The 22,701-nt window shown below is 60.5% G+C and carries 25 protein-coding genes; 12 read left to right on the top strand and 13 right to left on the bottom strand.

All coding sequences use genetic code 11. The features are described from left to right. Positions 1-48 precede the first annotated feature (48 nt). The 3 genes from TSACC_RS18800 to TSACC_RS18790 all read left to right on the top strand — a co-directional run bounded on the left by TSACC_RS18800 (position 49) and on the right by TSACC_RS18790 (position 2,392). Complete coding sequence (locus TSACC_RS18800) at positions 49-1,053, top strand: DNA-directed RNA polymerase subunit alpha (protein WP_075081001.1); 1,005 nt, start codon at positions 49-51, stop codon at positions 1,051-1,053. 6 nt (positions 1,054-1,059) lie between these two features. Continuing rightward, on the top strand, positions 1,060-1,563 hold the full coding sequence (rplQ, locus tag TSACC_RS18795; protein ID WP_075081000.1) for a 50S ribosomal protein L17: 504 nt from the start codon (positions 1,060-1,062) through the stop codon (positions 1,561-1,563). 121 nt (positions 1,564-1,684) lie between these two features. Beyond that, positions 1,685-2,392 (top strand): TVP38/TMEM64 family protein, encoded by a 708-nt coding sequence (locus TSACC_RS18790; RefSeq protein WP_075080999.1) that lies wholly within the window; start codon positions 1,685-1,687, stop codon positions 2,390-2,392. Here TSACC_RS18790 and TSACC_RS18785 read toward each other — a convergent pair. Continuing rightward, entirely contained in the window at positions 2,325-2,960 is a 636-nt protein-coding gene (locus tag TSACC_RS18785; protein WP_237764027.1) for a YqgE/AlgH family protein, read from the bottom strand. The two genes, TSACC_RS18790 and TSACC_RS18785, sit on opposite strands and share 68 nt — an antisense overlap. A 7-nt stretch (positions 2,961-2,967) precedes the next feature. On the opposite strand from TSACC_RS18785, the gene TSACC_RS18780 reads away from it, so the two are divergent. Then, entirely contained in the window at positions 2,968-3,387 is a 420-nt protein-coding gene (locus tag TSACC_RS18780; protein ID WP_075080998.1) for a VOC family protein, read from the top strand. Between the two features lie 51 nt (positions 3,388-3,438). On the opposite strand, the gene TSACC_RS18775 is transcribed toward TSACC_RS18780, so the two are convergent. The 4 genes from TSACC_RS18775 to TSACC_RS18760 form a co-directional block, all read right to left on the bottom strand. Continuing rightward, positions 3,439-4,710 (bottom strand): Gfo/Idh/MocA family protein, encoded by a 1,272-nt coding sequence (locus TSACC_RS18775; RefSeq protein ID WP_153811528.1) that lies wholly within the window; start codon positions 4,708-4,710, stop codon positions 3,439-3,441. A gap of 110 nt (positions 4,711-4,820) precedes the next feature. After that, positions 4,821-5,531 carry a type II secretion system protein gene (locus TSACC_RS18770; protein ID WP_075080996.1) on the bottom strand — a complete coding sequence of 237 codons (711 nt, stop codon included), beginning with the start codon at positions 5,529-5,531 and terminating at the stop codon, positions 4,821-4,823. 20 nt (positions 5,532-5,551) lie between these two features. Beyond that, positions 5,552-7,447, bottom strand: a complete 1,896-nt coding sequence (locus TSACC_RS18765) for a hypothetical protein (protein ID WP_153811527.1) — start codon at positions 7,445-7,447, stop codon at positions 5,552-5,554. Between the two features lie 38 nt (positions 7,448-7,485). Continuing rightward, positions 7,486-8,358: a hypothetical protein gene (locus tag TSACC_RS18760; protein ID WP_153811526.1), complete on the bottom strand. Its 873-nt coding sequence runs from the start codon at positions 8,356-8,358 to the stop codon at positions 7,486-7,488. A gap of 81 nt (positions 8,359-8,439) precedes the next feature. Here TSACC_RS18760 and TSACC_RS18755 point away from each other — a divergent pair, with 81 nt between their 5' ends. Continuing rightward, on the top strand, positions 8,440-9,489 hold the full coding sequence (locus TSACC_RS18755) for a GntR family transcriptional regulator (RefSeq protein WP_075080993.1): 1,050 nt from the start codon (positions 8,440-8,442) through the stop codon (positions 9,487-9,489). Between the two features lie 48 nt (positions 9,490-9,537). Here the strand turns inward: TSACC_RS18755 and TSACC_RS18750 are convergent, their stop codons facing one another. From TSACC_RS18750 to TSACC_RS18730, 5 genes are all read right to left on the bottom strand, one after another. Next, the gene (locus TSACC_RS18750; protein WP_075080992.1) at positions 9,538-9,774 is read right to left on the bottom strand and encodes a hypothetical protein; all 237 of its coding nucleotides are present in this window, start codon (positions 9,772-9,774) and stop codon (positions 9,538-9,540) included. Positions 9,775-9,856: 82 nt separating this feature from the next. Then, positions 9,857-10,630, bottom strand: a complete 774-nt coding sequence (gene lpxA, locus TSACC_RS18745) for an acyl-ACP--UDP-N-acetylglucosamine O-acyltransferase (RefSeq protein WP_075080991.1) — start codon at positions 10,628-10,630, stop codon at positions 9,857-9,859. Between the two features lie 7 nt (positions 10,631-10,637). Further along, entirely contained in the window at positions 10,638-11,942 is a 1,305-nt protein-coding gene (locus TSACC_RS18740) for a bifunctional UDP-3-O-[3-hydroxymyristoyl] N-acetylglucosamine deacetylase/3-hydroxyacyl-ACP dehydratase (protein ID WP_075080990.1), read from the bottom strand. Between the two features lie 21 nt (positions 11,943-11,963). Next, a complete protein-coding gene (locus TSACC_RS18735; RefSeq protein ID WP_075080989.1) occupies positions 11,964-12,449 on the bottom strand; it encodes a cyclic nucleotide-binding domain-containing protein in 486 nt (161 codons plus the stop codon). Further along, positions 12,433-13,095, bottom strand: a complete 663-nt coding sequence (locus TSACC_RS18730; RefSeq protein WP_075080988.1) for an ABC transporter ATP-binding protein — start codon at positions 13,093-13,095, stop codon at positions 12,433-12,435. The genes TSACC_RS18735 and TSACC_RS18730 overlap by 17 nt, the downstream gene beginning before the upstream one ends. Before the next feature lie 28 nt (positions 13,096-13,123). Here TSACC_RS18730 and TSACC_RS18725 point away from each other — a divergent pair, with 28 nt between their 5' ends. Beyond that, a complete protein-coding gene (locus TSACC_RS18725) occupies positions 13,124-13,852 on the top strand; it encodes an RluA family pseudouridine synthase (protein ID WP_075081445.1) in 729 nt (242 codons plus the stop codon). Here TSACC_RS18725 and TSACC_RS18720 read toward each other — a convergent pair. Beyond that, a complete protein-coding gene (locus TSACC_RS18720) occupies positions 13,842-14,447 on the bottom strand; it encodes an N-acetylmuramoyl-L-alanine amidase family protein (RefSeq protein WP_075081444.1) in 606 nt (201 codons plus the stop codon). The two genes, TSACC_RS18725 and TSACC_RS18720, sit on opposite strands and share 11 nt — an antisense overlap. A 172-nt stretch (positions 14,448-14,619) precedes the next feature. Here TSACC_RS18720 and hisF point away from each other — a divergent pair, with 172 nt between their 5' ends. Together hisF and TSACC_RS18710 are read left to right on the top strand one after the other, a co-directional pair. After that, positions 14,620-15,378, top strand: a complete 759-nt coding sequence (gene hisF / locus TSACC_RS18715; protein WP_075081443.1) for an imidazole glycerol phosphate synthase subunit HisF — start codon at positions 14,620-14,622, stop codon at positions 15,376-15,378. 39 nt (positions 15,379-15,417) lie between these two features. Beyond that, entirely contained in the window at positions 15,418-15,903 is a 486-nt protein-coding gene (locus TSACC_RS18710) for a Fur family transcriptional regulator (RefSeq protein ID WP_075080987.1), read from the top strand. On the opposite strand, the gene TSACC_RS18705 is transcribed toward TSACC_RS18710, so the two are convergent. Continuing rightward, the gene (locus TSACC_RS18705) at positions 15,857-16,330 is read right to left on the bottom strand and encodes a MauE/DoxX family redox-associated membrane protein (protein WP_075080986.1); all 474 of its coding nucleotides are present in this window, start codon (positions 16,328-16,330) and stop codon (positions 15,857-15,859) included. The two genes, TSACC_RS18710 and TSACC_RS18705, sit on opposite strands and share 47 nt — an antisense overlap. Then, a complete protein-coding gene (folP, locus tag TSACC_RS18700) occupies positions 16,327-17,199 on the bottom strand; it encodes a dihydropteroate synthase (protein WP_075080985.1) in 873 nt (290 codons plus the stop codon). Before folP ends, TSACC_RS18705 begins: the two co-directional genes overlap by 4 nt. A gap of 44 nt (positions 17,200-17,243) precedes the next feature. Between folP and TSACC_RS18695 the strand changes: the two genes are divergently transcribed. The 4 genes from TSACC_RS18695 to shc are packed head-to-tail and all read left to right on the top strand — an operon-like array spanning position 17,244 to position 22,700. Continuing rightward, positions 17,244-18,284 (top strand): phosphate acyltransferase, encoded by a 1,041-nt coding sequence (locus tag TSACC_RS18695; protein ID WP_075080984.1) that lies wholly within the window; start codon positions 17,244-17,246, stop codon positions 18,282-18,284. Continuing rightward, positions 18,285-19,427, top strand: a complete 1,143-nt coding sequence (locus tag TSACC_RS18690; RefSeq protein ID WP_202816009.1) for a phosphotransacetylase family protein — start codon at positions 18,285-18,287, stop codon at positions 19,425-19,427. Positions 19,428-19,461: 34 nt separating this feature from the next. Further along, a complete protein-coding gene (gene hpnH / locus TSACC_RS18685; RefSeq protein WP_075080983.1) occupies positions 19,462-20,751 on the top strand; it encodes an adenosyl-hopene transferase HpnH in 1,290 nt (429 codons plus the stop codon). Further along, positions 20,748-22,700 (top strand): squalene--hopene cyclase, encoded by a 1,953-nt coding sequence (gene shc, locus TSACC_RS18680; protein ID WP_084400663.1) that lies wholly within the window; start codon positions 20,748-20,750, stop codon positions 22,698-22,700. The genes hpnH and shc overlap by 4 nt, the downstream gene beginning before the upstream one ends. Position 22,701 lies beyond the last annotated feature (1 nt).

The following is a 22,701-nucleotide window of genomic DNA, read 5'->3' as shown; positions in this document are numbered from 1 at the left end:
GATCTGCCACTAGCGCACAGGGAAACCCGGCGAAATCATTAAGTACCCATGCCAATTCGTCTCGGACGATTCGAAATGCCCAAGAGCCTCACCAAAGATGAGGCAACGGCGACAGACACGTACGCGAAGTTCATCGCGGAACCCTTCGAAGCCGGTTACGGCCACACGCTCGGCAACTCGCTCCGCCGCGTGCTCCTCTCCTCGCTGGAAGGCGCCGCCATCACCTCGGTCCGCATCGAGGGAGCTTCGCACGAATTCACCAGCCTCCCGGGCGTGGTGGAAGACGTCGTCGACATCATTCTCAACCTCAAGAAGGTCAAGTTCAAGGCCCCCGACCATGAGACCCGCACCGTGACCCTTTCGGTCACCAAGGAAGGCGCCATCACAGCCGCCGACCTCCAGCTCGTGCAGGGCATCGAGGTCGTCAATCCCGACCAGCACATCGCCACCCTCGACAAGAAGCAGAAGTTCGAGGCGGAATTCGAAGTCAAGGTCGGTCGCGGCTTCGCCACCGGCGACGAGAACAAGTCCTCGGACCAGCCGATCGGCGTCATCGCCATCGACTCGATCTTCTCGCCTGTCACCCGCGTCAAGTACGCCGTGGAAAACACCCGTGTGGGTCAGCGTACGGACTACGACAAGCTCATCCTCGACATCTGGACGGACGGCCGCATCACGCCTGACGAAGCGCTCCTCCAGGCCTCGGCCATTCTTCGCCATCACCTCGACGTGTTCGTCGGTTACGACGACACCAAGGTCGAGTTTGACGAAACCCCGGAGGAAGTCAGCCAGGAGAACACCCGACTCAAGAAGCTGCTCAACATGAGCGTCAACGAGATCGAGCTCTCCGTTCGCGCTGCGAACTGCCTCAACAACGCCAATATCACCACCGTCGGCCAGTTGGCCATGAAGACGGAGGCCGAAATGCTGAAGTACCGCAACTTCGGCAAAAAGTCGCTCAACGAGATCAAGGACAAGCTCCAGCAACTCGGTTTGGGCCTCGGCATGAAATTCGAATCCGGCCTCGTCGACCCCGTCGGCGAGATCAAGTAACCAGCCATGCGCCACCAAAAGAAAACTGTCAAACTCGGCCGCACCGCCGAGCACCGCAACGCGCTGCTCGCCAACCAGGCCTGCAGCCTCATCGAGCACGGTCGCATCAAGACGACCCTGGCCAAGGCCAAGGCCGTCAAGCCGCTCGCGGAGAAGATGATCACGCTCGCCAAGCGTAACAATCTGCACGCCCGCCGCCGCGCCCTCGCCCTGCTCCACAACAACAGCACCCGCACCGTCAAGGCGGTCAGCAAGCTGTTCACCGAGCTCGGGCCCCGCAGCGCCACCCGCAACGGCGGCTACACCCGCATCATCAAGCTTGGGCCCCGCCCGAGCGACTCCGCTCCGATGGCTTACATCGAGTGGGTAGACCTTGCAGTTGCCGCGGAGGAAGCTCCCGTAACTGCGACACCCGAGACGAAGCCAGCGAAGGCGAAAGCCACGAAAAAGCCCGCTTCCAAGGCCAAGGCCACGGAGAAGGCTGAGGATTCGTCCGAGAAGACGGAATAAGGTCGTCTTCCGATACCTCCCGTTGAAAAGGCGGACAGTTCACGCTGTCCGCCTTTTTCTTTGCCCTGATCTCCCGTTTCCGAGATACATAGACGCTCGCCCTTAAACCCAACGACACTGAATGGAAGGTAGTTACGCCGATTTTCTGGCGCATTCGCTGGAGTGGATCCGCCATAGCGGATGGGTCGGCGCAGTCTGGTTTGTCGTGCTCTTCAGCGGCACCTCGTTTCTTTTTCTCCCCGCCTCCTTCCTGACTGTCGGCGCGGGTGCAATCTATGGCTTCTGGATAGCCGTTCCCCTTGTCACCGCGGCCTCCACCCTTGGCGCGGCCGCCAGCTTTCTCACCAGCCGCTATCTGGCCCGCAATTGGATCACGCGCAAGATGGGGCAGGACGCCCGCATGCAGGCTCTGGAAAAGGCCGTCGGCAGCGAAGGATGGAAGTTCATCCTCATCAGCCGTATCTCACCCATCGTCCCACATACCTTTGTGAGCTATGCTGCGGGACTGACCCAAATCGGGTTCTGGCGGTTCCTTTTCGCTTCGTTTCTCGGGTTCATCCCGATGAGCGCTGCGTACTCCTACGTCGGAGCACTACTCGGCTCCGCCGTCCGCTCCAGCGCCAGCCTTACTCCGCACGATCCGGTGACCTGGACACTGTACATTCTTGGCTTGGTCGCAACCGTCGTCGTCATTGCGTGGTCAGGCATTGCCGCCTCCCGCGTCTGGAAAGCGTGGGTGACCACCCGCGAAGAGCGCAAGGCTAGTTCCACTCCGGATGATCCGGAGCTTCCGAGAGAAGCTTCAGCGAGGGACTCGACGCCCGCATAATGGTACGCCAGGCGTCGTCCGGCGTCGCCATCTCGATGAGGTCACGCGTCGGTTTCATAACGATCCAGGCCTTCTGCTCGATCTCGCCTTCCAACTGACCGGCCGTCCAGCCAGCATAACCGAGGAATACCCGCAAGCTGGGCAGCCAACCGTTCCCGATCTCAATTTCCTCGAGCCCCGTATAGCTGTGAAAGACCACGGACGAGGGATCGTCCTGCCACTGCAGATTGGCGACCGTCACCTGGTCCATCGCTACAGGGCCTCCGTAGAATGTCTCCGCCTGCTGGAGGGCAAAAGGCACCTTGGACGCAGCGATCTCGCCAAGTGTCTTGCGCAGAGGACGGTTCAATACCAGACCAACAGCCCCGTCCTCGACCGTGTGATGGGAAAGGAACAGGATGGTGCGCCGGAAATTCGGATCCGTCAGGCTCGGATGCGCAATCAGCAACGAGCCAGTAAGATTGGACGGGGCGAAACCATCATGCGCCATGGAACCACTATTGCCCCAGCCCGGCCCACGCTCAAGCGCACTCTTTGCATTCGCCTGACAGTACATCCTGGCTATCATCTTTTCCGTGCCTCCGTTCTCTCCATCCATAGGGCTCCTGGAAACCTGCCTGGAAGTCGATGACCTGCCCCGTTCTCTGGATTTCTATACCCGTTTCTTTGGCTTCCCGGTCATGGTCAATGAAGGCCACTTTTGCGCGCTCGATGTCGCAGGCCGCAGCGTACTTTTGATCTTTTGCCGAGGCCACCAGCATGGAGGCCAGATGGCTTGCGGACGCATCCCTCCCCATGGAGGCACGGGAACCTCCCATATTGGCTTCTCCACCACGGAAGCCGATCTCCCGGCTTGGGAAACCAGGCTCGCGGAATGGAGCATCCCGGTGGAGAGCAAGTTCACCTGGCCCACGGGCGGCACCAGTGTCTTCTTCCGCGATCCGGATGGCCATCTGCTGGAATTTCTCACTCCACGCGTCTGGCCGACTTATTAGCGGGCAAGCGCAACCCGCAGGGTCTCTCACTTCCGCAGTAGAGGGCGGGTGTTAACGATCCTCTCCGATCGACGTCGAGAGCATGACATCCCTCTTGGTATGCGACTTTAATGCTGTTTCGCCCCGACGCTGTCGGCCGAAACCAGATGTCAGATCAACACTCCCCGCAGGACTGGTCCATGGAACCCCGAATTCCGAGGGAAGGCGCTCCACTTCAAATGCATCCTGAAATGTTTCGACCAGTCCCGGAAGGTACACCAGTACGTCATCGTCAGAATGAAGCGGACGACGAGCCAAGTCGTTTGCTGGAAAACGATGCACAGGCATACGCTGAATGCCCTCGACACATGCCGTCAGAGAGGCGGCGGCCTCCGGGCCACAGAAGGCGGGTTGCTGTTGAGAACATCGGCATCGCTCCAGGCACAAGCGGAGCTTCCCCATGGGATCAGCCTCAGGATCACCGTAGTTCACATGCCGCCCCGTCTCGAGGATAGCCTCGATGGAGCCGCCGACCGGATAGCGAATCGTACCCCGCTCGAATCTCAACTCAAAAATCGGGCCAAAATTTCGCTCCACGCAATGCGAGGTTAAAAACAAGATCTCAGGAACTTCGTCCGTAGTGATCCGGCAGCATGCTGTATCAAAGTTTTCGATCTCATTACCACGGTAGCACTCAGCCTCAATGAAAATAGGATGCGCAGCGCTCTCCATACTGCGACCACCAAGGAACAGCATATTGTGGAGATAATGGGCCGTGGCGTTATTTACCGGGCTGTCGTAGACTGGCCTGCCCTCATCATTCGTTATCCGACCACTCCAGTCATTGCGCCCATAGTACGCGCTGCCCCGCGGCCAGGCGACCAGAGTCTTGAAGAGCAATGAGTCGCCAAATATTCCGGCCAGGATGTCCTCCTTGAGTTGCCGGATGGCTCGACTGAAGGACCACTGGTAGCCAATCTCGAGAAAACGTCCGGCAGCGTCCCTCGCCTCGATCATGCGTAGAGCCTCCTCCATCGTGGCACTGATCGGCTTTTCGCAAAGCACATTCATTCCCGCCCGCAAGGCGAGACAGGACTGCTCCTGATGAAAGCCAATCGGCGACGAGATCACAGCCAGGTCGGCCCGCCCTCCGGCGGCAAGAAAATCGCCAAGGCTCCTGTATTGCCTAACTCCTCTTTCCTGGATTGTGTTCCAGTGCTCGGTGGATTCCGCCATTGGGTCGACGACCGCTACAAGCCTGGCTTCGGGCAAATCATCCAGCGCCCTGACATATCTGGCGCCATAACCCCCGATACCTACCAAAACCACATCTACCAATTTCATTTTATGTGAAATGCCTGCGTCCCGGGGGAGAACATCGTGCAGTTGAAAATTCAGAAGAAAGAAAGCTCTCAGGTTTTCATGGGTTCGGTTGTTGAATGCAGCCCGGATGTCTATTGGATGGCGCCCCAAAAGGGATTCAGCCTCTGTTCGGTAGGGGTTCCCTTCGGCAGATTGGTCCGGGAAATGAGTCCCAGATGGCCGTCGAGGAAGACCACATTGGCCCCATTGCCTGTATGCTGATCGTAAAAGCCGGTTTTTTGCTGTTTATCCCACACGTTCTCCACGCTGGCGGGACCAACCTTACGCTCCGGGGCTCCGCCAGCCAGGAAGTTGCCGTCCATGAAAAACGCCATCTTTGCCGGACTGGCGACCTGCTGGATGCGGGCGACACCCCGGTCGAATGGACTGTAACGCTGACCGTTCTCGGTGCCGCAGGCGTAGATGTTGATGGAATAGCTCCGGTTCCAATCTGCATTCGGACCGACCGCGCGAAGGGAAGCGGGACAACTCAGCGCAGTGGGTCCTTTCTGGTTTAGCATCGTGTCCCTATAGCCCAGGTAGGGCAGGATGGAGCCATCGTGATTCTCACTAGGGAATCGCCAATACATCGCATCCGGCATCGCCCCGCCATGATCATTGATCCAGCTGAGGCTGGCCGAGGCGAGATTTCTCAAACGGGAGGCGCACTGTGCTTGATCGGCATTGGCCCGAACGCCGCTCCAGGCAGGCAGGGCAAGCGAGGCCAGTATGCCGATGATACCAATGGCGACGAGGAGCTCGACGAGACTCCAGGCTGCCGAATGAACGCGACGATATTTCATGGGGGAATGATGTGCTGAGGTTACTCGCGAGGTCCCGTGTCCGGCATCTTCCACGGCCGGCCATTCAATCCGGCACCCACCGTGCGGATCTCCGGTGCGCCCGCAAAGGCTGCGGCAGCGGAGGGCACCCCCGCACCCGGCAGATCCTTCCAGGGCGCGCCCTCCAGGATCTCGTCCAAACTCTTCGACATGTCGGCTATCCATGCATCGCTGGATTCCGGAAAGACGGTGCCCTCGACGCCTGCAAAGACCTGCCCCCGGTCGCTTCCTGCCGGGGCATAAGCCCAGGCATTATGAGAAAAGGTAATACCGCTGCCGATATCCTCCTGCTGGCGCGAAAATCCCGCCGCGACGCTCACGTTGTTGACGAATCGAAAATTCTCAAACTTCCGCTCCGGCGGCTGCACCCGGGTCAGAAACTCCCCGCCCGGGAAGAAAACCGTGTTGTTAAAGACGACCACTCCATCACCGGGCGCCCGCACGACATCCCGGGGAACGTCTTTCATATGGGTGTTCCAGGAAGCCTCCCAATTCTGGCTGCTCGCCCCGGCCTTGAACCATCCGGGAGTCCAGTCGCTGACTACGGTGATGAGTTGATTGAGAGCAAGGTCGCTCTGAACCACATTGTCATAGATATAGACCGATCCCGGCCAGGGTTCGCCACCTAGCGGCTGCCAGGAAAAGGGCTCGACGACATTACGGATGAAGTTCCCGTAAATCTTCATGCCAAAGGTATGATCCTCGCTCTCGACCGCATTGTCCACCAACCTCTCCAACCGGTTGTGCGCCACCACCAGCCCCTTGCTCCACCGAAGGGCCCAGGTGGAAAGGCCTTCAAACGCATCATGGATGTCGTTATTACGAACGATCCAGTCGGACCCTACCAGATTGCATATCCCGGTCTCGTAGGTCTTGTTGTTGCCTGCACCGTTGCCCTTGCGCGACCACCAGAAAAGAGGAAACTTGCTCGGAGCCACGGAAAGACGCCCTGCCTTCCGAAGTTCCAGCAGTTCGATCATGTCATCAAAGGCCGGGTATTGACTATAGTCACAGAACTCCACAGTGACGCGATTGGAGGTCACAGAGGGATCGGCAGACTCGCGCCGGCCGGAAACACCCGCGCGGCAGCCGAGGAACCACGAGTTGCGCACGACCACATCGCTGCCATCAACATACACTCCGGCGTATCCCGGCGTCTCAAAGGTGAATCCGTCGACGATGACATGCAGCGGTTTGTTACCGCGCAGGCCGAGATTGAAAAAAAGCGGGCCGTCGTAGTTGTTCCCCGCCGAGCCTCCGCCCGTCCTCGGCCCCGCAGAGATCAGGTGATCTGCAGGATTCGGCGAACCATATTTGCCCGAGGCATGCAGCCGGACATAGAGCATTTGCGCCTTCTCGTCGTAGTAGTAGCCATGCCGCGGACCGGGATTCCCATCCAGACCGACAAAAGTCTTGAGCGCATCCAGGGAAGCGTACGGCTGAATATCCACGCCGGAATAGAGAATACGACAGGTGGGACGCGCCAGCGGAGCGCGATAGAGCCCCAGACTCTCATCGACCAGCGTCCAGGGCGTAGCGCCCTTTCGGAGGGTCGGCTCCGCGTTGGTGATGACCACGGCGTTCTTCTTGCGGCTTGCCGCCTGGATCGTGATCGGGCGGCCGGGCTCCCCGGCAATATGGAGGTCGATGGGGCCCTCATAAATCCCCTCAGCCACCGTGATGACATCCCCTGGGCTGGCGCGGCGGGCGGCCTCCTGGATCGTGGCCAGGGCGTGCTCCCCATCCGGAGCACGGCCATCAGCGGAATCCCTCCCCGTTTTCCCATCTACGTAATAGACATCTGCATGCGCCGCCAAAGGCAGGCAGCATCCACAGAACCACACCAGCAGTCCTGTGATCGGAGGGGGAATTTTCACGATGGTCTTCCTCGGTACGCTTCGTCTTTCGATAATATTCAGTGGCTGCGCGACCAGCGAAGAAACATGGCAAGCGAAGCGCCTCCCATCATCAGCATGCTGATGCTGCGAGGTTCTGGCACTGCGGAAAGAGTCCGAATCTGGTCATCGGAAAGATAGCTGTTCCATACCGCAGCGGACTCGATCAACGTGCCATTGGGAACGAGATAGGAACTGCCTGCGCCACCATTGTTGATCGATCCGACCTGGAAATAACCCGATCCGATGCTATTGGAGGCGCTGATGGAAGCCGGAACATTCGCGGTTGTTTCCATCGAATCCAGCAGGGTCCCCGTCATGGGATCGTAAAGATCGATGCGCAGAACGTTCGAGGGATCGAATCGCATGGAGATATCGTACCATGATGACGCTTGCAGCGCGTACGACGAAGCATTCGTCAGTTGAGTGTTGTAGGTCGTCCCGTCTGCAGACAAATACCCCTGCAGACGCCCGTTCGTCATTTGCAGGGAGATCCCGCGCTGGGTGTTAACCGGCCGACTCCGCGTCATAAATGCCACCGTCCCGGCCGGAATGCTCCCAAGATTCACCCGCAGCCAGAGCGTTTGAGCTCCACTGATTCTCAGGCTGGCAGCGTTGGACTTCAGGACATTGGTTCCGTCAAATGCCACCGCCTGGGTTCCGGCATTCACCGCCTTGATCCCGGATACCGGATTAAACGTGGGAACGATGGTCGGAGTCATCGCGGTCGTGGTTCCGGAAACATCCGCGAGATTGATAGCGTGAGTCCCGTCCAGGTTTCCTTCGAAATTCCAGTAGGCCACCGCGTCATCAAGTAAAGTCGCCCCCTGCAGTGAACCGAAACCGATCAAAACGAGAGGGAGAACAATGAAAGAAGAAATCGCTCTTTTCATGAACGGGAACCTAAGAACGCCAATCAGTGTAATCAATATTGAATTGCGTTTTTCAATACAAAGTGTATCGATATTCTCAGAATGAGCGCTTCTTCCCGAGTCACCGATTTACTCCGTCATAAAGCCCTTTCTCAGGCACCAGGAGAAAAGTTGCCCTCAGTGAGAGCGTTGATGAACCGATACGACACCAGCCTGCATTCCATCAATCAGGCCCTGCGTCAACTCGAGGCAGAGGGTTTGATCACGACCAAAAAAGGCAGCGGCATCTTTATCAATCCCCAGAAGGGCGTGCGCTACATCGAGCTTCATCGCCCGCAATACCCCTCGCCCACGATGGACGTGAAGGAGATTTCGCTCGATCGGGCCGTCTCCCAGGCGGGATGGAAGTTGGTCATCAAGAGACAACCGGTGAACGGCGACGATCCGGATATCCGCCCTCATGTCAGGACCTGCGCCCATGTGGTCATGCCGACGATCATTGAGTCCAATCCCGGCTTCTTCAAAGAGATCACCTCCCAATCCTCCCCGATCCTGGCTTATGGCCGCTCCGCCGGACCGTTCCAACTCGACTATGTCACCGGGGACGATCACCGGTACATGAGTCTGCTGGTGAAGCACCTTTTAAGCCTGGGTCATCGCCACCTGGCCCTGCTGGAGAACGAACCTCCGTTTTTCTCGATCCTGCAAAGGAGTGAGATTTTCCTGAACCTCGTGGACCTCTTCGATCTTCCAAAACCCGTCATCATCCCCTGCCACACCGAGCGAGGAGAGAGCAGCCTCCATCGAGCCTATGCGGGCTTGAAAGAGTACCTTTCTGCGAATAAGGGAAAACCAGGTTTCACCGCCCTGATCAGCGCCAGTTCTGCAGGGGTAATCGGGGCGCTAAGGGCATTTCACGAGTCTGACATTCGCGTGCCCAAGGATTGCAGCCTGGCCTCGTTCGGGTTGGAGGCCAGCAACGCGCTAATTGTCCCGTCCGTTACCGAGGTCGGCGTAGCCGACGACCACTGGGGAGAGGGAGCTGTACAAGTGCTGGCACAACGCTTCGCAGATCCCGAGGCAGCGCCGATCGGGCTCAAGCTGACTCCCGAGCTTTTCGTTCGCGAATCGACCGCTCCTCCGCCACGCTGATCCGTCACGGCGAAGAGTGATTCGGACCGCTTTAGCCGAGGAAATCCGCTACGCAGCGTGCTTCCTCAGGGGAATGATATTCGGCAGAGCGGAACCCAAGGACTCCTTGGTCTCAACTCCCGCCAGTTCCACCTGCCGCCGGGTGCGAATCTCGAACTGTTCGAGATCCTCCTCCCATTGACTGATCTCCCGCTGCGATTCCCGCACGAACTGCGCGAGCTTCCGACGTTCTTCGTTAAGATGCCTTTGATACATCCAGGCCAGAAAGCGATGCCACGATTTCATAGGTATTTACCTCCGTCGTGAAAGAATCGATCCCCTCGCGAATATCGGATTGCCTGAGTCCGCTATCGGGGCCTGCGGAGTTTTAGCGAACGATACCGCGCTTGCTCGCTTCGATGAAGCTCAGCAGGTGCTCGAGATGGGAGTTCGTCGGAAGCTGCTCGCGAATGGACTCGCAGGCCTGCTTCACGTTGAGATTCGAGCGGCACAACAGACGGAAAGCCTCGCGCAGGGTGCGAATCTCCTCCGCCGCGAACTCGCGTCGCTCCATCCCGACCTGATTGATCCCACGAAGTTCCGCCGGGTTGCCATCGGCAATCATGTACGGGGCGACATCTTGCACGATCTTCGTGCATCCTCCGACGATGGCGTGACGACCAATGCGGCAAAACTGATGCACTCCGCTGAGGCCGCCGATAACGACATGATCCTCGACGATGACATGCCCGGCGAGGGTGCCGTTGTTTGAGAAAATCACGTGATCCCCCACCGTGCAGTCGTGTGCGACATGCGCGTAGGCGAGGAAGTTATTGTGACTGCCCACGACCGTCTTGCTGCCGGGCGCAGTGCCGCGGTTGACGGTGCAAAATTCGCGAAACGAATTGTCGTTGCCGATCTCGAGATAGGTTGGCTCGCCCGCGTACTTCAGATCCTGGCTGCGCTGACCGATCGACGTGTAGGGGTAAAAGCGATTGCGCGCCCCAATGGTCGTCGGCCCCGCGATGGTGACATGATTTGCCAGCACACATTCATCACCTAGCGTCACGTCTGCGCCAATGACACAATACGGCCCGATCTCCACCCCGGCGCCGATCTGGGCCGAGGCGTCAATGATTGCGGTCGGATGAATGCCGGCCATCTCGTGATTATTTATCGACCAGACCGAAGAGCAGTTCGCCCTCGGAGACCACCTCACCGTTGACCTCGCAGCGGCAGGCCGCCTTGCCGAGGCGCTTCTTCGCGCTCAGCATCTCGCAGTGAATGAACAGCGTGTCGCCCGGGAAGACTGGCTTGCGGAACTTCACGGAGTCGGCGCTCATGAAATAGCCGATCTTTCCGATGTTCTCCGTGCGGCGCATCATCACGACGCTCGCGACCTGGGCCATGGCCTCGACCTGAAGCACGCCCGGCATGACCGGATGGCCCGGGAAGTGGCCTTGAAAATACGGTTCGTTGATCGTCACCGCCTTCACGCCCACGGCGCGGGTATCCTCGACCAGCTCAATGATGCGGTCGACCATGAGGAAGGGATAGCGATGCGGTAGGGTGCGCATGATCTCGTTGACGTCGAGCACGCCGCCCTCGGCGGCAATCGGCGTGGGAGCCATCGCGACGTAATCGGAGTGACGCTTCACGAGCGCACGGGCCAGCTCGGTATTCGGGCCGTGGCCCGGCTTTACCGCGACGATATGGCCGCGAAGCCTGCGTCCGGAGAGCGCGAGGTCGCCCACGATGTCGAGTATCTTGTGACGGACGAATTCATCCGGGAAACGCAGCGGCTCCTTGCTGAGTACGCTGTCTCCACGGGCGACGATGGCGTTCTCCAGGCTTCCGCCGCGGATGAGCCCCTTGTCCATGAGCGGCTTCACGTCCTCGTAGAAAACAAAGGTGCGAGCCGGGGCGATCTCGGTTTCGTAGAAATCCGGGGTGATCTCGGCGCTGAGATACTGCGTAAAGCGTCCCTCGGGTCCAACTTGCGTACAGGAGACGCGGAATTTCGTGTCCGGCAGGATGGTGAGGATGGAATCGCCTACCTGCACCGAGATGGGCTCGCGCGGCGTGAAGTAGCTACGCGGCGCGTCCTGCTCGACGATGCCGGCTTCCTTGATCAGCGCGACATAAGCGGCAGCGCTGCCGTCGCCGATAGGCGGCTCGTTGGCGTCCATCTCGATGAGCGCATTGTCGACACCGAGACCCGCCAGGGCGGAAATCACATGCTCGACCGTGTGAATCTTGACGCTGCCCTCGACGAGGGTCGTCGCACGCTCGACCGTTTTGACGCTCTCCACCTTGGCGTCGACCACGGGTTCGTCAGGGAGGTCGATGCGCTTGAACTTGAAGCCATGTCCGACCGGAGCGGGACGGACCGTCAGGGTGACGTTCTCGCCGGTGTGCAGGGCCGTGCCCTTCAGACTGGCAGACGATGCGAGCGTACGTTGTTTATCCACGATAACTAAAAAAAGCGGGGTGGCTCAGGCCGGATGGCTGAGCAGGTCCATGTACTTCCGGTGGCCGACCCGCAGGCGGGATACCAGAGCCCGGCCGATCGAGGCCAGGAGATGAATGGCGGCTCCGGGCTGGAGACCGGCCAGCACGCCAAGGGTCATGCGGGTGATACAGAGCAGCTCGCAATCCTCCAGAGCCGTGACATCCGCAGTGCGCGGACCATCGTCGACGAGAGCGATTTCCCCAAAGAAATCTCCCGCCTGGAGGACAGCCAACTCCACCTCGCCCTCGGCGGAGGGCACGGTCACGCGAGCCGAGCCACGCAGGATGACATACATGCAATACCCCTCGTCGCCAAAGCTGATGATCTTCGTGCCAGCGGCAAAGTGCTCGCGGGAGCTCTGGTGCAAAAGCGTCTGGAGCTCGTCGCGGTTGAGTTCCGCGAAAAGCGTAAGCTTCGCCCAAAGCGCGTCGTCGCAACTCGGGCAATGACTGTCAGAGGATTTTTCCATCGAGCATCCGGATGTGGAGCGGAGCCAGAGCGGCCAGCTCACTGCTGTGGGTGACAATAATCATCGTAACGATTTTTTGGGAAGCAATCTTTAGGAGGGTGTCCGTCACGCGGGCGGCGTTCTCGCTGTCGAGATTGCCCGTCGGTTCGTCCGCCAGAAGCAACCGGGGCCGCCCCGCGAGCGCCCGGGCGATGGCCACACGCTGCATCTCCCCACCGCTCAATTGATGCGGAAAATGTCCCAGCCGCTTCGTGAGACCGACCAGATCAAGCATTTCCTCGGCGCGAGGACGCGCCTTTTTGGACGGCTCGCCACGCAGCAGGAGGGGCAGTTCCACGTTTTCCTCCACGGTCATCGACGGAAGCAAGTTGAAGAACTGGAACACGATACCAAGATCGTTGCGCCGATAGGCGGTCAGTTGCGCATCCGTCGCGGAGTGCAACGGCAGGTCGCCGACCCAGAGTTCGCCGGAATCCGGCTTGTCCAGACCGCCCAGAACGTTGAGGAGCGTACTCTTCCCGCAGCCGCTCGGCCCGGTCACGGAGGCAAACTCTCCGGTGGGCACCTCCAGGTTGACGGCATCCAGCGCTTTCACGGCGGCTCCTTCGCGGGAATAGATTCGGGTGACGTCCTGGAGTCGGATCATGGTAGGGTGACTACCTTGCCGCGTGGCCATGCAGAATCAAGCCGACTTCCACATCCTGGGTGAAACCGCCGATTACCTGGCGGTCGACAAACCCGCCGGCCTGCTGGTTCATCCCTCGAAGCCGGGCGGCCCACGCACCCTCTGGGACGGACTGCGCGACCTCCTCGGCTACGAACTCGCCACCGGCGGGCAGATTTCCATAATCAACCGCCTCGACCGCGAGACCAGCGGCGTCGTGATCGTGGCGAAGAGCGCCGAAGCCGCCCGCACCGCCGGGATCGCCATGCAGCGACGCGAGATGAAGAAACGCTACCTCGCGCTCGTCTTTGGCTGGCCGGATTGGGAGGAAATCACCATCGACACCCCGATCTGCCGCCGGGGGGAGGTGGAGGACTCCATCGTCTGGCTGGAGCGGATGGTGCATCCGTCTGGGCAACCCGCCGTCACCCGCTTTCGGGTCCTCGATCGCCATTCGCGCAACGACGAGCCCTTCGCGCTGCTGGAGGCCGAACCCCTGACCGGCCGCACCCATCAAATCCGCGTTCATGCCGCCTCGCTGGGTTTTCCCATCGTCGGGGACAAACTTTACGCGCGAGGCCGCGACAAATACCTGCGTTTCATCGACGAGGGCTGGACGGAGGCTCTAGCCGCCGATCTATGGCTGCCCCGGCATGCCCTGCACTGCACGCGCATGATCTTCGGGGACAATGTCTGGGATGCCCCGCTGCCCGGCGATCTCGCCGTGCTTACCAGATGATGCGCCCCTGGCGCTCCTTCGTGATGCCCCAGGCGATTTCCTCGGCGAGCTTCTGCCGCACTGCAGCGGTTTGCACGTAACGGTTGTCGGAGGCATTGGAAAGGAACCCGAGTTCGCAAAGCACGGCGGGACGGCGGTTGTTGCGCAGCACGTAGTAGTTGTTGCGCTTCACTCCGCGGTTAACCGTGGGATAAACGGATTTGATCTCCTGGAGAATGTTCGCCGCCAGTCGGCCCGACCGCGAAGAGAAGTAGTAAACCTCCATGCCCTGCGGCTTGCGCTTCGGAGCCCAGTTGTAATGGATGCTCACAAAAATGGAGTCGTTTTTACGGTTGGAGATCGCCGTACGACCACCGAGCGGGACGAAGTAATCCGCGTTGCGCGTCTCGATGACATTGAAGCCCTGCTTGCGCAACTCGATCGCCAAGCGCCGCGCCGTGTCGAGCGCCAGCACCTTCTCCGGCTGCCCGGCGACCGACTTGGCTCCCATGTCGTGGCCGCCATGGCCCGCGTCGACGATGACGGTATGGAAATTTCCCGCACCCGTCAGGTAGGAGGGACCGGCGCAGCCTCCGAAGAGGAGAAGAATCGACAATCCGACGGTGAGACAAAACCAGGTTCTGATGGTAGTGAGTCGGTTGCGCGTTGAATCCATTTTACATCGCCCGTGTTCCGGTTCTCCAGAACGTGCGCAACGTAAAGGACTCACCGAGCAAAGCAACAATTTAGTCTCGCGTAGAACCTCGTCCCGGGCGATGGGTAAAGCCATGCTGGCCAAACGAATCATCCCCTGCCTCGACGTCACCGATGGACGCGTGGTGAAGGGCACGAAATTCCTCGAACTGCGGGACGCCGGAGATCCGGTCGAGTGCGCCCGCGCCTATGATTCGCAGGGTGCCGACGAACTCGTCTTTCTCGACATCACCGCCTCCAGCGACGGCCGTGCGACCATGGTCGACGTCGTGTCGCGCACGGCGGAGCAGTGCTTCATGCCCCTCACCGTGGGCGGCGGTATCCGTACCGTCGAAGACGTACGCACTATGCTCATGGCGGGCGCGGACAAGGTCAGCATGAACACCGCCGCCATTCACAATCCACAGCTTGTAGCCGACGCGGCGAATTATTTCGGTTCCCAAGCAATCGTCGTCGCCATCGATGCGAAACAGGACGGCCCCGGCAAGTGGCGGGTCTACACCCATGGCGGACGCCGCCCCACCGAGCTCGACGCGGTCGAGTGGGCCGCCGAGGTGGCGCGTCTCGGCGCAGGAGAAATCCTCCTCACCAGCATGGATGCCGACGGCACCTGCGACGGCTATGATATCGGCCTGAACCGGGCCGTGAGCGAGCGCGTAAGCATTCCGGTCATTGCCAGCGGAGGCGCGGGCACGCTCGACCACCTCACCGAGGTGCTCGACAAGGGCCGGGCCGACGCAGTGCTCGCCGCCAGCATCTTTCACTTCGGGAAGTACACCATTCATCAAGCCAAGGAACACCTTGCCTCCCATGGCGTACCGGTGCGCCTTTGAGGGTTTGAGAAATCCGCCAGGGTGGATTAAAGGTTACCGATGAGCGATTGCGCACATACCTTTACCGTCGACTCGATCCTCGACCGCCTGCGCGGGGAAGGAATGCGTGTGACGGGCAGCCGCCGTGGCATCCTCGAGGTGCTTTTTGAGGCAGGGCGTCCTCTCTCGCTTCAGGAGATTCAGGACGAGGCTGCCGCGCGAGGAGAGGGGCCGGATTACGCCACGGTCTTCCGCATGATCACTCTGCTGGAGCGCCTGCACATCGTTCACAAAGTGAATCTCCAGCGTTCGTGCAGCTATTACGAACTGCACGATCCGACCAAGCACTACGATCACATCGTTTGCACGGAATGCGGCAAGGTCGTCCTCCTCGACGTCCCCTGCCCGCTGGCCGAAGCGGAGCGCTTCATCGCAGAGCGGTACGGGTTCCAAGACCTGACGCACTCGCTCGAGTTTTTCGGCAAGTGCCCGGAGTGCCTCAACGGCTCGGCGAAGCCGGAAGAGCAACCAGCGGCCGCAGAATAGCCCGCCAGCTTCCCCGAAAGATCAGCACCACCAGGCTGCCTGCTGCAAGCAGTACGTCACGCCACATGGCCCATGCCATTTTTGCCGCCGAGGGAGCCGTATCCTCCGTGCCGAAGCATCCGCACGAAACGATGATCTGATTTGAGATGGCCCAGCCGATGACGTAGCAGAACATCACGCTCAGCCCGAGAATCATGGCCGCCCCGATGCGCGGCAGGCCAAAGATGATGAACAACGCCGCCAGAATCTCCGTGTACGGCAGGAGCAGCGCGATCCAGTCGTACGCCTCCGGCGGGATGAAGGTAAACGGCATGAGAGTGAGGGCAAAGGACTCGGTGGCCATCGCCTTGATCCCGCCCGCGTAGAGAAAGACGCTCCCGAGGGCGATGCGGAGGATGACGAGAAGGATATTCGCAGAATACTTCACGCCGCGCCCTCGCAGATCTGGTGCACCGTCGTGATTACGCGGTAAGCCATGTCGACATTGTGGACGCGGAACAGTCCCGCGCCACGTCGCATCCCGGCCACGATGCAGGCTGCCGTGCCCGCGTCGCGATCGGGCGGATTCGTGATCCCCAGCACCTTCCCAATCACGCTTTTCCGGGAGACTGGCAGCAACACCGGTCGCCCAAAGCGCTCCAGAGACGCCGCCTCGCGATATACCCGCAAGTTGTCCTGCACCTGCTTGGCAAAGTCGATTCCCGGATCGAGGATGATAGCGGCGCGCGACACCCCGGCCTGTAACGCCCGCTCGATGCGATCTTCAAAAAACTCGCCCATTTCGACGATCACGTCCCGATATTGGATGTGTTTATGCGACACCTTGGGCTCCCCCATGGTGTGCATGATGAGCAGCGCCGCACCGGATCGGGCGCAGAGGGCCGCGTTCCGCTCGTCCGGCAGGCCGCTCATGTCATTGAGAATGTCGCCGCCAAGTTCCAGCGCCGGGCCTGCCACCTCAGGCCGCCAGGTATTTAATGAGAGCAGAGGCGGAAAAACCTGTTCCTCGTCCCGCGGCGCCATGTCCCGCGAGACCTCACGGAAGTCTTTGATAAATGGCGCGATACGCTCGAGTTCCTCCTCCGGCGAGATGGCCTCGCGATTTGTCCGGGCGCTCTCGCCGCCGACATCGATAATGTCCGCCCCCAGCCGCACCAGTTCGCGGGCTTTTTGCACCGCCCAGTCCTGATCGACCCGCCCGTCGCCGGAAAACGAGTCGTGGTTGATATTGAGGATGCCCATAATGAGGGGCCGCCGGGGAAAACGAATGCGGCGATCGCGGGCTGTCAGTTCCATCTTGTTTGCATTCTCTCCCAGCGTGGGGTGTACTGGCAACAGCCATGAGTTTTATTGATTCGGTTTTCGCCAAACTGAAAAGGCATCCGAAACGCATCGTTTTCCCGGATGGCGACGATCCCCGGGTCGTGCGCGCCTGCCATGCTTTCTACGAAAAAGACGCCGGTATCCCGATCCTGATCGGCAAGCGCGATGTCATCGAGCGCATCGCCCTCACAGAAAAGGTGAGCCTCGACCACGTCGCCATCATCAATCCCGAGACGGCCAGCGAAATGCCAGTCTTCTGCGAGCGCCTCGAGAAGCTCGAGCGTTACAAGAAGATGGGTATCAATGACGCCCGCGCCCTGCTTTCCAATCCGAACTACTTCGCCGCGATGATGCTCCAGCACGGCCAGGCCGATGCTCTCGTCGGCGGCGTGCACAGTTATTCCGGCTCGCTCCTGCGTCCGCTCATTCAGCTGGTGAAGCCCCTCCCCCACGCCCCGCTCATCTCGGGATGTATGATCGCCGAGGTGGACGAGCGCTTTGGCGACGGTGGTGTCCTTTTCCTCGCCGACTGCGGCGTGGTGCCCGATCCCAACATGGAGCAACTCGCCTCCATCGCCGTGCAGACCGGCCTCGTCGCGCGCCAGGTCTTTGGCCAGCGACCGCGCGTGGCTCTGCTGAGCTTCTCGACCAAGGGGAGCGCCCGCACGCCCTCGACGGAGAAAGTCGCCGGGGCCGTCGTGATCGCCCGCAAGCTCGCCGATGAACTCGGTGTGGAAATCGCCGTCGATGGAGAAATGCAGGCCGATGCCGCCCTCATTCCCGAAGTCGCCTCAAAGAAAATGGAAGCCAGCCTCGTCGGCGGACAAGCCAACGTGCTCATCTTCCCCGATCTGAACAGCGGCAACATCGCTGCCAAGCTCATCCAGCATCTCGGCGGAGCCCGGGTGTATGGACAGATCCTGCTCGGTCTTTCTCGCCCGGCGGCGGATCTTTCCCGTGGCGCGACCGTGGAGGAAATCGTCTCGGTTGCCGCCGTGGTCGGCCTTCAGGCCATCGAATACCGCAAGCTGTATCCGGCGGAAGAACCTGCCGCGTAAATGTCGCAGTTGATCAACGCCGTCACACCCCGGCTGTTCATCGCGGCCACGGAACAGAACACCGGCAAGACCACCACCGCCGTGGGTCTCTACGCCGAGCTGCGCAAGACCTTTGAACGCATCGGCTTCATCAAGCCGGTGGGCCAGCGGTTTGTCGATGTCGAGGGCAAGCAGATCGACGAGGACAGCGTGCTCATCCGCGATACCTTCGGCACCCAGGTGCCGATCGAGGACATGAGCCCGATCGCCGTCGAGCCGATGTTCACCCGGCGGTACATCAATCACGCCAACAACGAAGCCCTGACGCGCCGTATCCAGCACTCCTTCGACCGCGCGGCGTGGGAGAAAGATTTTGCCATCATCGAGGGCACCGGCCATGCCGGGGTGGGCAGCGTCTTTGACCTGTCCAATGCCCGCGTGGCCCGCATCCTCAAGAGCAAAGTGCTCCTCATCACTCCGGGAGGAATTGGCCGCCCTATCGACGAAGGAGCGCTGAATGCCGCGCTCTTCGAAAAAGAAGGCGTCGAAGTCATCGGCGTCGTCATGAACAAGATCCTTCCAGATCGCCTTGAGTCGATCGAAGAAATCGCCCGTCGAGGCTTTGGCCGCCTGGGATTGGAACTCCTTGGCGTCCTGCCCGAGGAGGAAATCCTCATGCAACCCACGCTCCAGCAGGTCTGCGAACACATTGGTGGTGAGACGTACCACGGGCCGGAATACGCCCGAAACCGTGTCGCCTATACCATGATCGGCGCGATGAGCTCGGCAAATCTGTTCCGCAATGTCATTCCGGGAACCCTTCTCGTGGTTCCCGGCGATCGCGAAGATGTCGTCCTGGCGGCGGTTTCGCGATCGCTGGAGAGCGATGGAGGCCCCTTCTGCGGCATCGTCCTCTCCGACAACCTGAAGCCAAGCGACCGCCTCATGGAGATCATGAAGGACGCCCCTCTCCCGGTAATTGGCTCCAAGCGAAACAGTTACAGCATCGCCAGCCGCATTCACTCCATGACGGTGAAGACGCTCCCCGGCGATACCGAGAAGATTTCCCGCATCCAGAATCTCGTCAGCGAGTACGTAGACGTCCCCCGCATCCTGGAGAAACTGGGAATCACCGGGACCTCGGCTTCTTCCGCAATCCATTGACAGCGGCACGAGGGTTGCTTGTAATGCCACCCCTATGAGGTTTCCGCTGCCACTGACGGCGAAGATTGCAGGGTATATCATCGGGAAAAAGCTGCGGGGAGTGGACAAGTTCGCGACTGTTTTACAGTTGGAACCCCTCCACACGTGCAACCTGACGTGCACCGGCTGCGGTCGCATTCGCGAATATTCGACGTCGCTCAAGGACGTGATGAGCCTGGAAGACTGCCTCGGCGCCGCCGAGGAGTGCGGGGCGCCGATGATCTCCATCTGCGGCGGTGAACCGCTCATCTATCCCCATATCGAGAAGCTCGTCGAGGGTCTCTTTGAGCAGGGGCGCATTGTCTACATCTGCACAAACGGCATCTTCATGCGCAAAAAGATGCGCGAGTGGCTCGCCTACGAGTACACGCAGAACAAGGATGCCGTGGAGGTCTTCCTCCAAAAGCTCACGAGCGAGGATCTCATCACCCCGGCGCATGCCGAGGAGGTGCGCAATCCGAAGAACCCGCCGAGCAGCCATGTCATCCGCCCCAGCGGCTGGATGTACTGGAACGTCCACCTCGACGGCCTCGAGCGCACGCATGATCTCATCGTGGAACGCGAGGGCGTCTTCAAGGAGTGCATCGCCGCCATCCGCATGGCCAAGATCCTTGGCTACCAGGTCGCGACGAACACGACGATCTACAAGGAAACCGACATGGCCGAGATCGAGCAGATGTACGAGTACCTCTCCTGGCTCGAGGTCGACGGTCATACCATCTCGCCCGGCTACGATTACGACTCGGCCAAGGAGGACATGCGCAAGCGCCTCAACCTGGAGCCTGAGAATTTCTTCCTCACCCGCGCGGCTACGAAGGAGAAGTTCAAGGACATCCGCTCCTGGGGAGAAAAGTATACGCTCTTCGGCACGCCGATCTATTTCGACTTCCTCGCTGGCACTCGCGACCTTACCTGCTCGGCCTGGGCGATTCCCACGCGCAACATCCGCGGATGGAAGGCTCCCTGCTACCTGATGACCGACGGGCACTACTCCAGTTACAAGGAGTTGCTCACCAAGACCGATTGGGAAAAATACGGCGTCGTCGACGGGGTGGCCCGCGACAAGCGGTGCGAGAACTGCATGGTGCATTGCGGCTACGAGCCCAGCGCCACCCTCGGCAAGTGCGCCCAGCCCGGCGACACGTGGAAGAACATCAAGTTTAACTTCGGCCCGAAGCCGCCCCGCCGCCTGGAGGGGGCAACGGTCCAGGCCTTCACCGGCGTGACCGCAGGCAACGGACACAAGACCGGCCGACCGCAGAAAGAAGCCCAGACCGCAGCATGACCCCACTCGCCCGCCCCGTGTTCCCCTTCGAATCTCCTGAACTCACACTGCTCGCCGAGCCCAAGTCGGTCGAGGAGTCCATCACGAAGGCTCAAGGGAACCTGCTGCGCCAGCAGCGGGCGGACGGACACTGGGAGGCCGAGCTCCTCGTCGACAGCACGCTGTGCTCGGACTACGTGCTCTACATGCACTGGGCCGACCGGGTCGACGAAGACCTCCAGCGCAAGTGCATCGCCCACATCCGCCGCCGCCAGTTGAGCGATGGCGGGTGGAATATCTTCATTAACGGCCCGAGCGAGATCAACGCCTCGGTGAAGGCGTACTTCGCCCTCAAGCTCGCCGGCCACTCGCCCAACGCGCCCTGGATGCGCGAGGCCCGCGCGAACATTCTGCGCCTCGGCGGCATTCCCGCCACCAACACGTACGCGAAGCTTTATCTCGCCCTCCTCGGCCAGTTCCCGTGGAAGTACGTGCCGACGATCCCGCCGGAGATTTTCCTCTTCCCGCAGTGGTTCTTCTTCAACCTCTCGGAGATGTCGTCATGGACGCGCCCGATCCTCGCGCCGCTCACGATCCTGAATCACTTCAAGCCCACGCGCACGCTTCCGGCGGAGTTCCAGCTCCACGAGCTTTATCCGGCAGGCTTGGAGAATACCGATCTGTCGCTGAAGAAAGACCCTCGCTTCTGGGCCTGGCGCAACTTCTTCCTGCGCTGTGACCAGCTCCTAAAGATTTACAACGACCTCCCCTTCCATCCCCTCCGCCAGCACGCTCTGAAGGTGGCGGAAAAGTGGATGACCGAGCGCATGGGCGAAGGCAGCGAGGGACTCGCCGCCATCTTCCCGTCGATGCTCAACGCCATGATGGCGCTCAAGGTGCTCGGCTACAAAGACGACCACCCGCTCGTGCAAAAGGCAGACCGCGATTTTGCCGGACTCTTCGTCGATGACCCGGAGGATTTCCGCATCCAGCCGTGCCTGTCTCCCGTGTGGGATACCGCCATCACCACCATTGCGCTGGCTGAGTCCGGAGTTCCCGGCACCGATGAGGCGATGCAGCACGCGGCACAGTGGCTCGAGGATCGCGAGGTCCGTTTCGTCGGCGACTGGGCGCAGCGGGTGCATGGCATCGAGCCGAGCGGCTGGGCTTTCGAGCACGACAACAAGTATTACCCCGACACCGACGACACCATGATGGTGCTCATGGCGCTGCGTCATGTCCCGGCAAAGGACAAGGCAAAACGCGACGCGCAGTTCCAGCGCGCGTTGAAGTGGCTCCTCGCCTTCCAATGCGAAGACGGCGGCTGGGCGGCTTTTGACAAGGACGTAACCGCCCGCTGGCTGGAGCATGTGCCCTTCGCGGATCACAATGCTATTCTCGACCCGACCTGCAGTGACCTGACCGCCCGCGTACTGGAGTTGCTCGGGTACATCGGTTACGACCGCGAGAGCACGGTGGTGAAGCGCGCTGTCGCCATGCTGCGCCGCACCCAGGAGTCCGACGGCTCCTGGTATGGACGCTGGGGCGTGAACTATCTCTACGGCACCTGGCAGGTGCTGCGCGGCCTCGCCGCCATCGGGGAAAACATGGACCAGGAGTGGATTCGCCGCGGTCGTGACTGGCTGGAAAGCTGCCAGAACGAAGACGGCGGCTGGGGCGAGACCTGCGAGTCATACAATTTCCCGGCGCTCAAGGGCCGTGGACCGAGCACGGCCAGCCAGACGGCCTGGGCGCTCATGGGCCTTTGCGCCTGTGGCGACGCCTCGCGCGAGTCCATCGAGCGCGGCGTGGCCTACCTCACTCGAACGCAGGAGGCTGATGGTTCCTGGACGGAGGATTACACGACCGGCACCGGGTTCCCGTGCGTCTTTTATCTCAAGTACGAGATGTACCGGCAGCACTTCCCCCTGCTCGCCCTGGCCACGTACCAGCAGATGGTGCAGCGATAAC

It is taken from the genome of Terrimicrobium sacchariphilum, from assembly GCF_001613545.1.
Taxonomy (GTDB): domain Bacteria; phylum Verrucomicrobiota; class Verrucomicrobiia; order Chthoniobacterales; family Terrimicrobiaceae; genus Terrimicrobium; species Terrimicrobium sacchariphilum.
The sequence above is the reverse complement of the archived record's forward strand: the minus strand, read 5'-3'. Positions and strand labels throughout refer to the sequence as shown.

Bases quoted from the DNA above. Each gene is read 5' to 3' on its own strand.
- TSACC_RS18755 (WP_075080993.1), top strand. From the start codon at position 8,440: ATGAGCGCTTCTTCCCGAGTCACCGATTTACTCCGTCATAAAGCCCTT.
- TSACC_RS18750 (WP_075080992.1), bottom strand. From the start codon at position 9,774: ATGAAATCGTGGCATCGCTTTCTGGCCTGGATGTATCAAAGGCATCTT.
- TSACC_RS18800 (WP_075081001.1), top strand. From the start codon at position 49: ATGCCAATTCGTCTCGGACGATTCGAAATGCCCAAGAGCCTCACCAAA.
- TSACC_RS18790 (WP_075080999.1), top strand. From the start codon at position 1,685: ATGGAAGGTAGTTACGCCGATTTTCTGGCGCATTCGCTGGAGTGGATC.
- TSACC_RS18695 (WP_075080984.1), top strand. From the start codon at position 17,244: ATGAGTTTTATTGATTCGGTTTTCGCCAAACTGAAAAGGCATCCGAAA.
- TSACC_RS18730 (WP_075080988.1), bottom strand. From the start codon at position 13,095: ATGATCCGACTCCAGGACGTCACCCGAATCTATTCCCGCGAAGGAGCC.
- TSACC_RS18735 (WP_075080989.1), bottom strand. From the start codon at position 12,449: ATGGAAAAATCCTCTGACAGTCATTGCCCGAGTTGCGACGACGCGCTT.
- shc (WP_084400663.1), top strand. From the start codon at position 20,748: ATGACCCCACTCGCCCGCCCCGTGTTCCCCTTCGAATCTCCTGAACTC.
- TSACC_RS18725 (WP_075081445.1), top strand. From the start codon at position 13,124: ATGCAGAATCAAGCCGACTTCCACATCCTGGGTGAAACCGCCGATTAC.
- lpxA (WP_075080991.1), bottom strand. From the start codon at position 10,630: ATGGCCGGCATTCATCCGACCGCAATCATTGACGCCTCGGCCCAGATC.
- hpnH (WP_075080983.1), top strand. From the start codon at position 19,462: ATGAGGTTTCCGCTGCCACTGACGGCGAAGATTGCAGGGTATATCATC.
- TSACC_RS18770 (WP_075080996.1), bottom strand. From the start codon at position 5,531: ATGAAATATCGTCGCGTTCATTCGGCAGCCTGGAGTCTCGTCGAGCTC.
- TSACC_RS18785 (WP_237764027.1), bottom strand. From the start codon at position 2,960: ATGATAGCCAGGATGTACTGTCAGGCGAATGCAAAGAGTGCGCTTGAG.
- hisF (WP_075081443.1), top strand. From the start codon at position 14,620: ATGCTGGCCAAACGAATCATCCCCTGCCTCGACGTCACCGATGGACGC.
- TSACC_RS18690 (WP_202816009.1), top strand. From the start codon at position 18,285: ATGTCGCAGTTGATCAACGCCGTCACACCCCGGCTGTTCATCGCGGCC.
- rplQ (WP_075081000.1), top strand. From the start codon at position 1,060: ATGCGCCACCAAAAGAAAACTGTCAAACTCGGCCGCACCGCCGAGCAC.
- folP (WP_075080985.1), bottom strand. From the start codon at position 17,199: ATGGAACTGACAGCCCGCGATCGCCGCATTCGTTTTCCCCGGCGGCCC.
- TSACC_RS18710 (WP_075080987.1), top strand. From the start codon at position 15,418: ATGAGCGATTGCGCACATACCTTTACCGTCGACTCGATCCTCGACCGC.
- TSACC_RS18775 (WP_153811528.1), bottom strand. From the start codon at position 4,710: ATGAAATTGGTAGATGTGGTTTTGGTAGGTATCGGGGGTTATGGCGCC.
- TSACC_RS18760 (WP_153811526.1), bottom strand. From the start codon at position 8,358: ATGAAAAGAGCGATTTCTTCTTTCATTGTTCTCCCTCTCGTTTTGATC.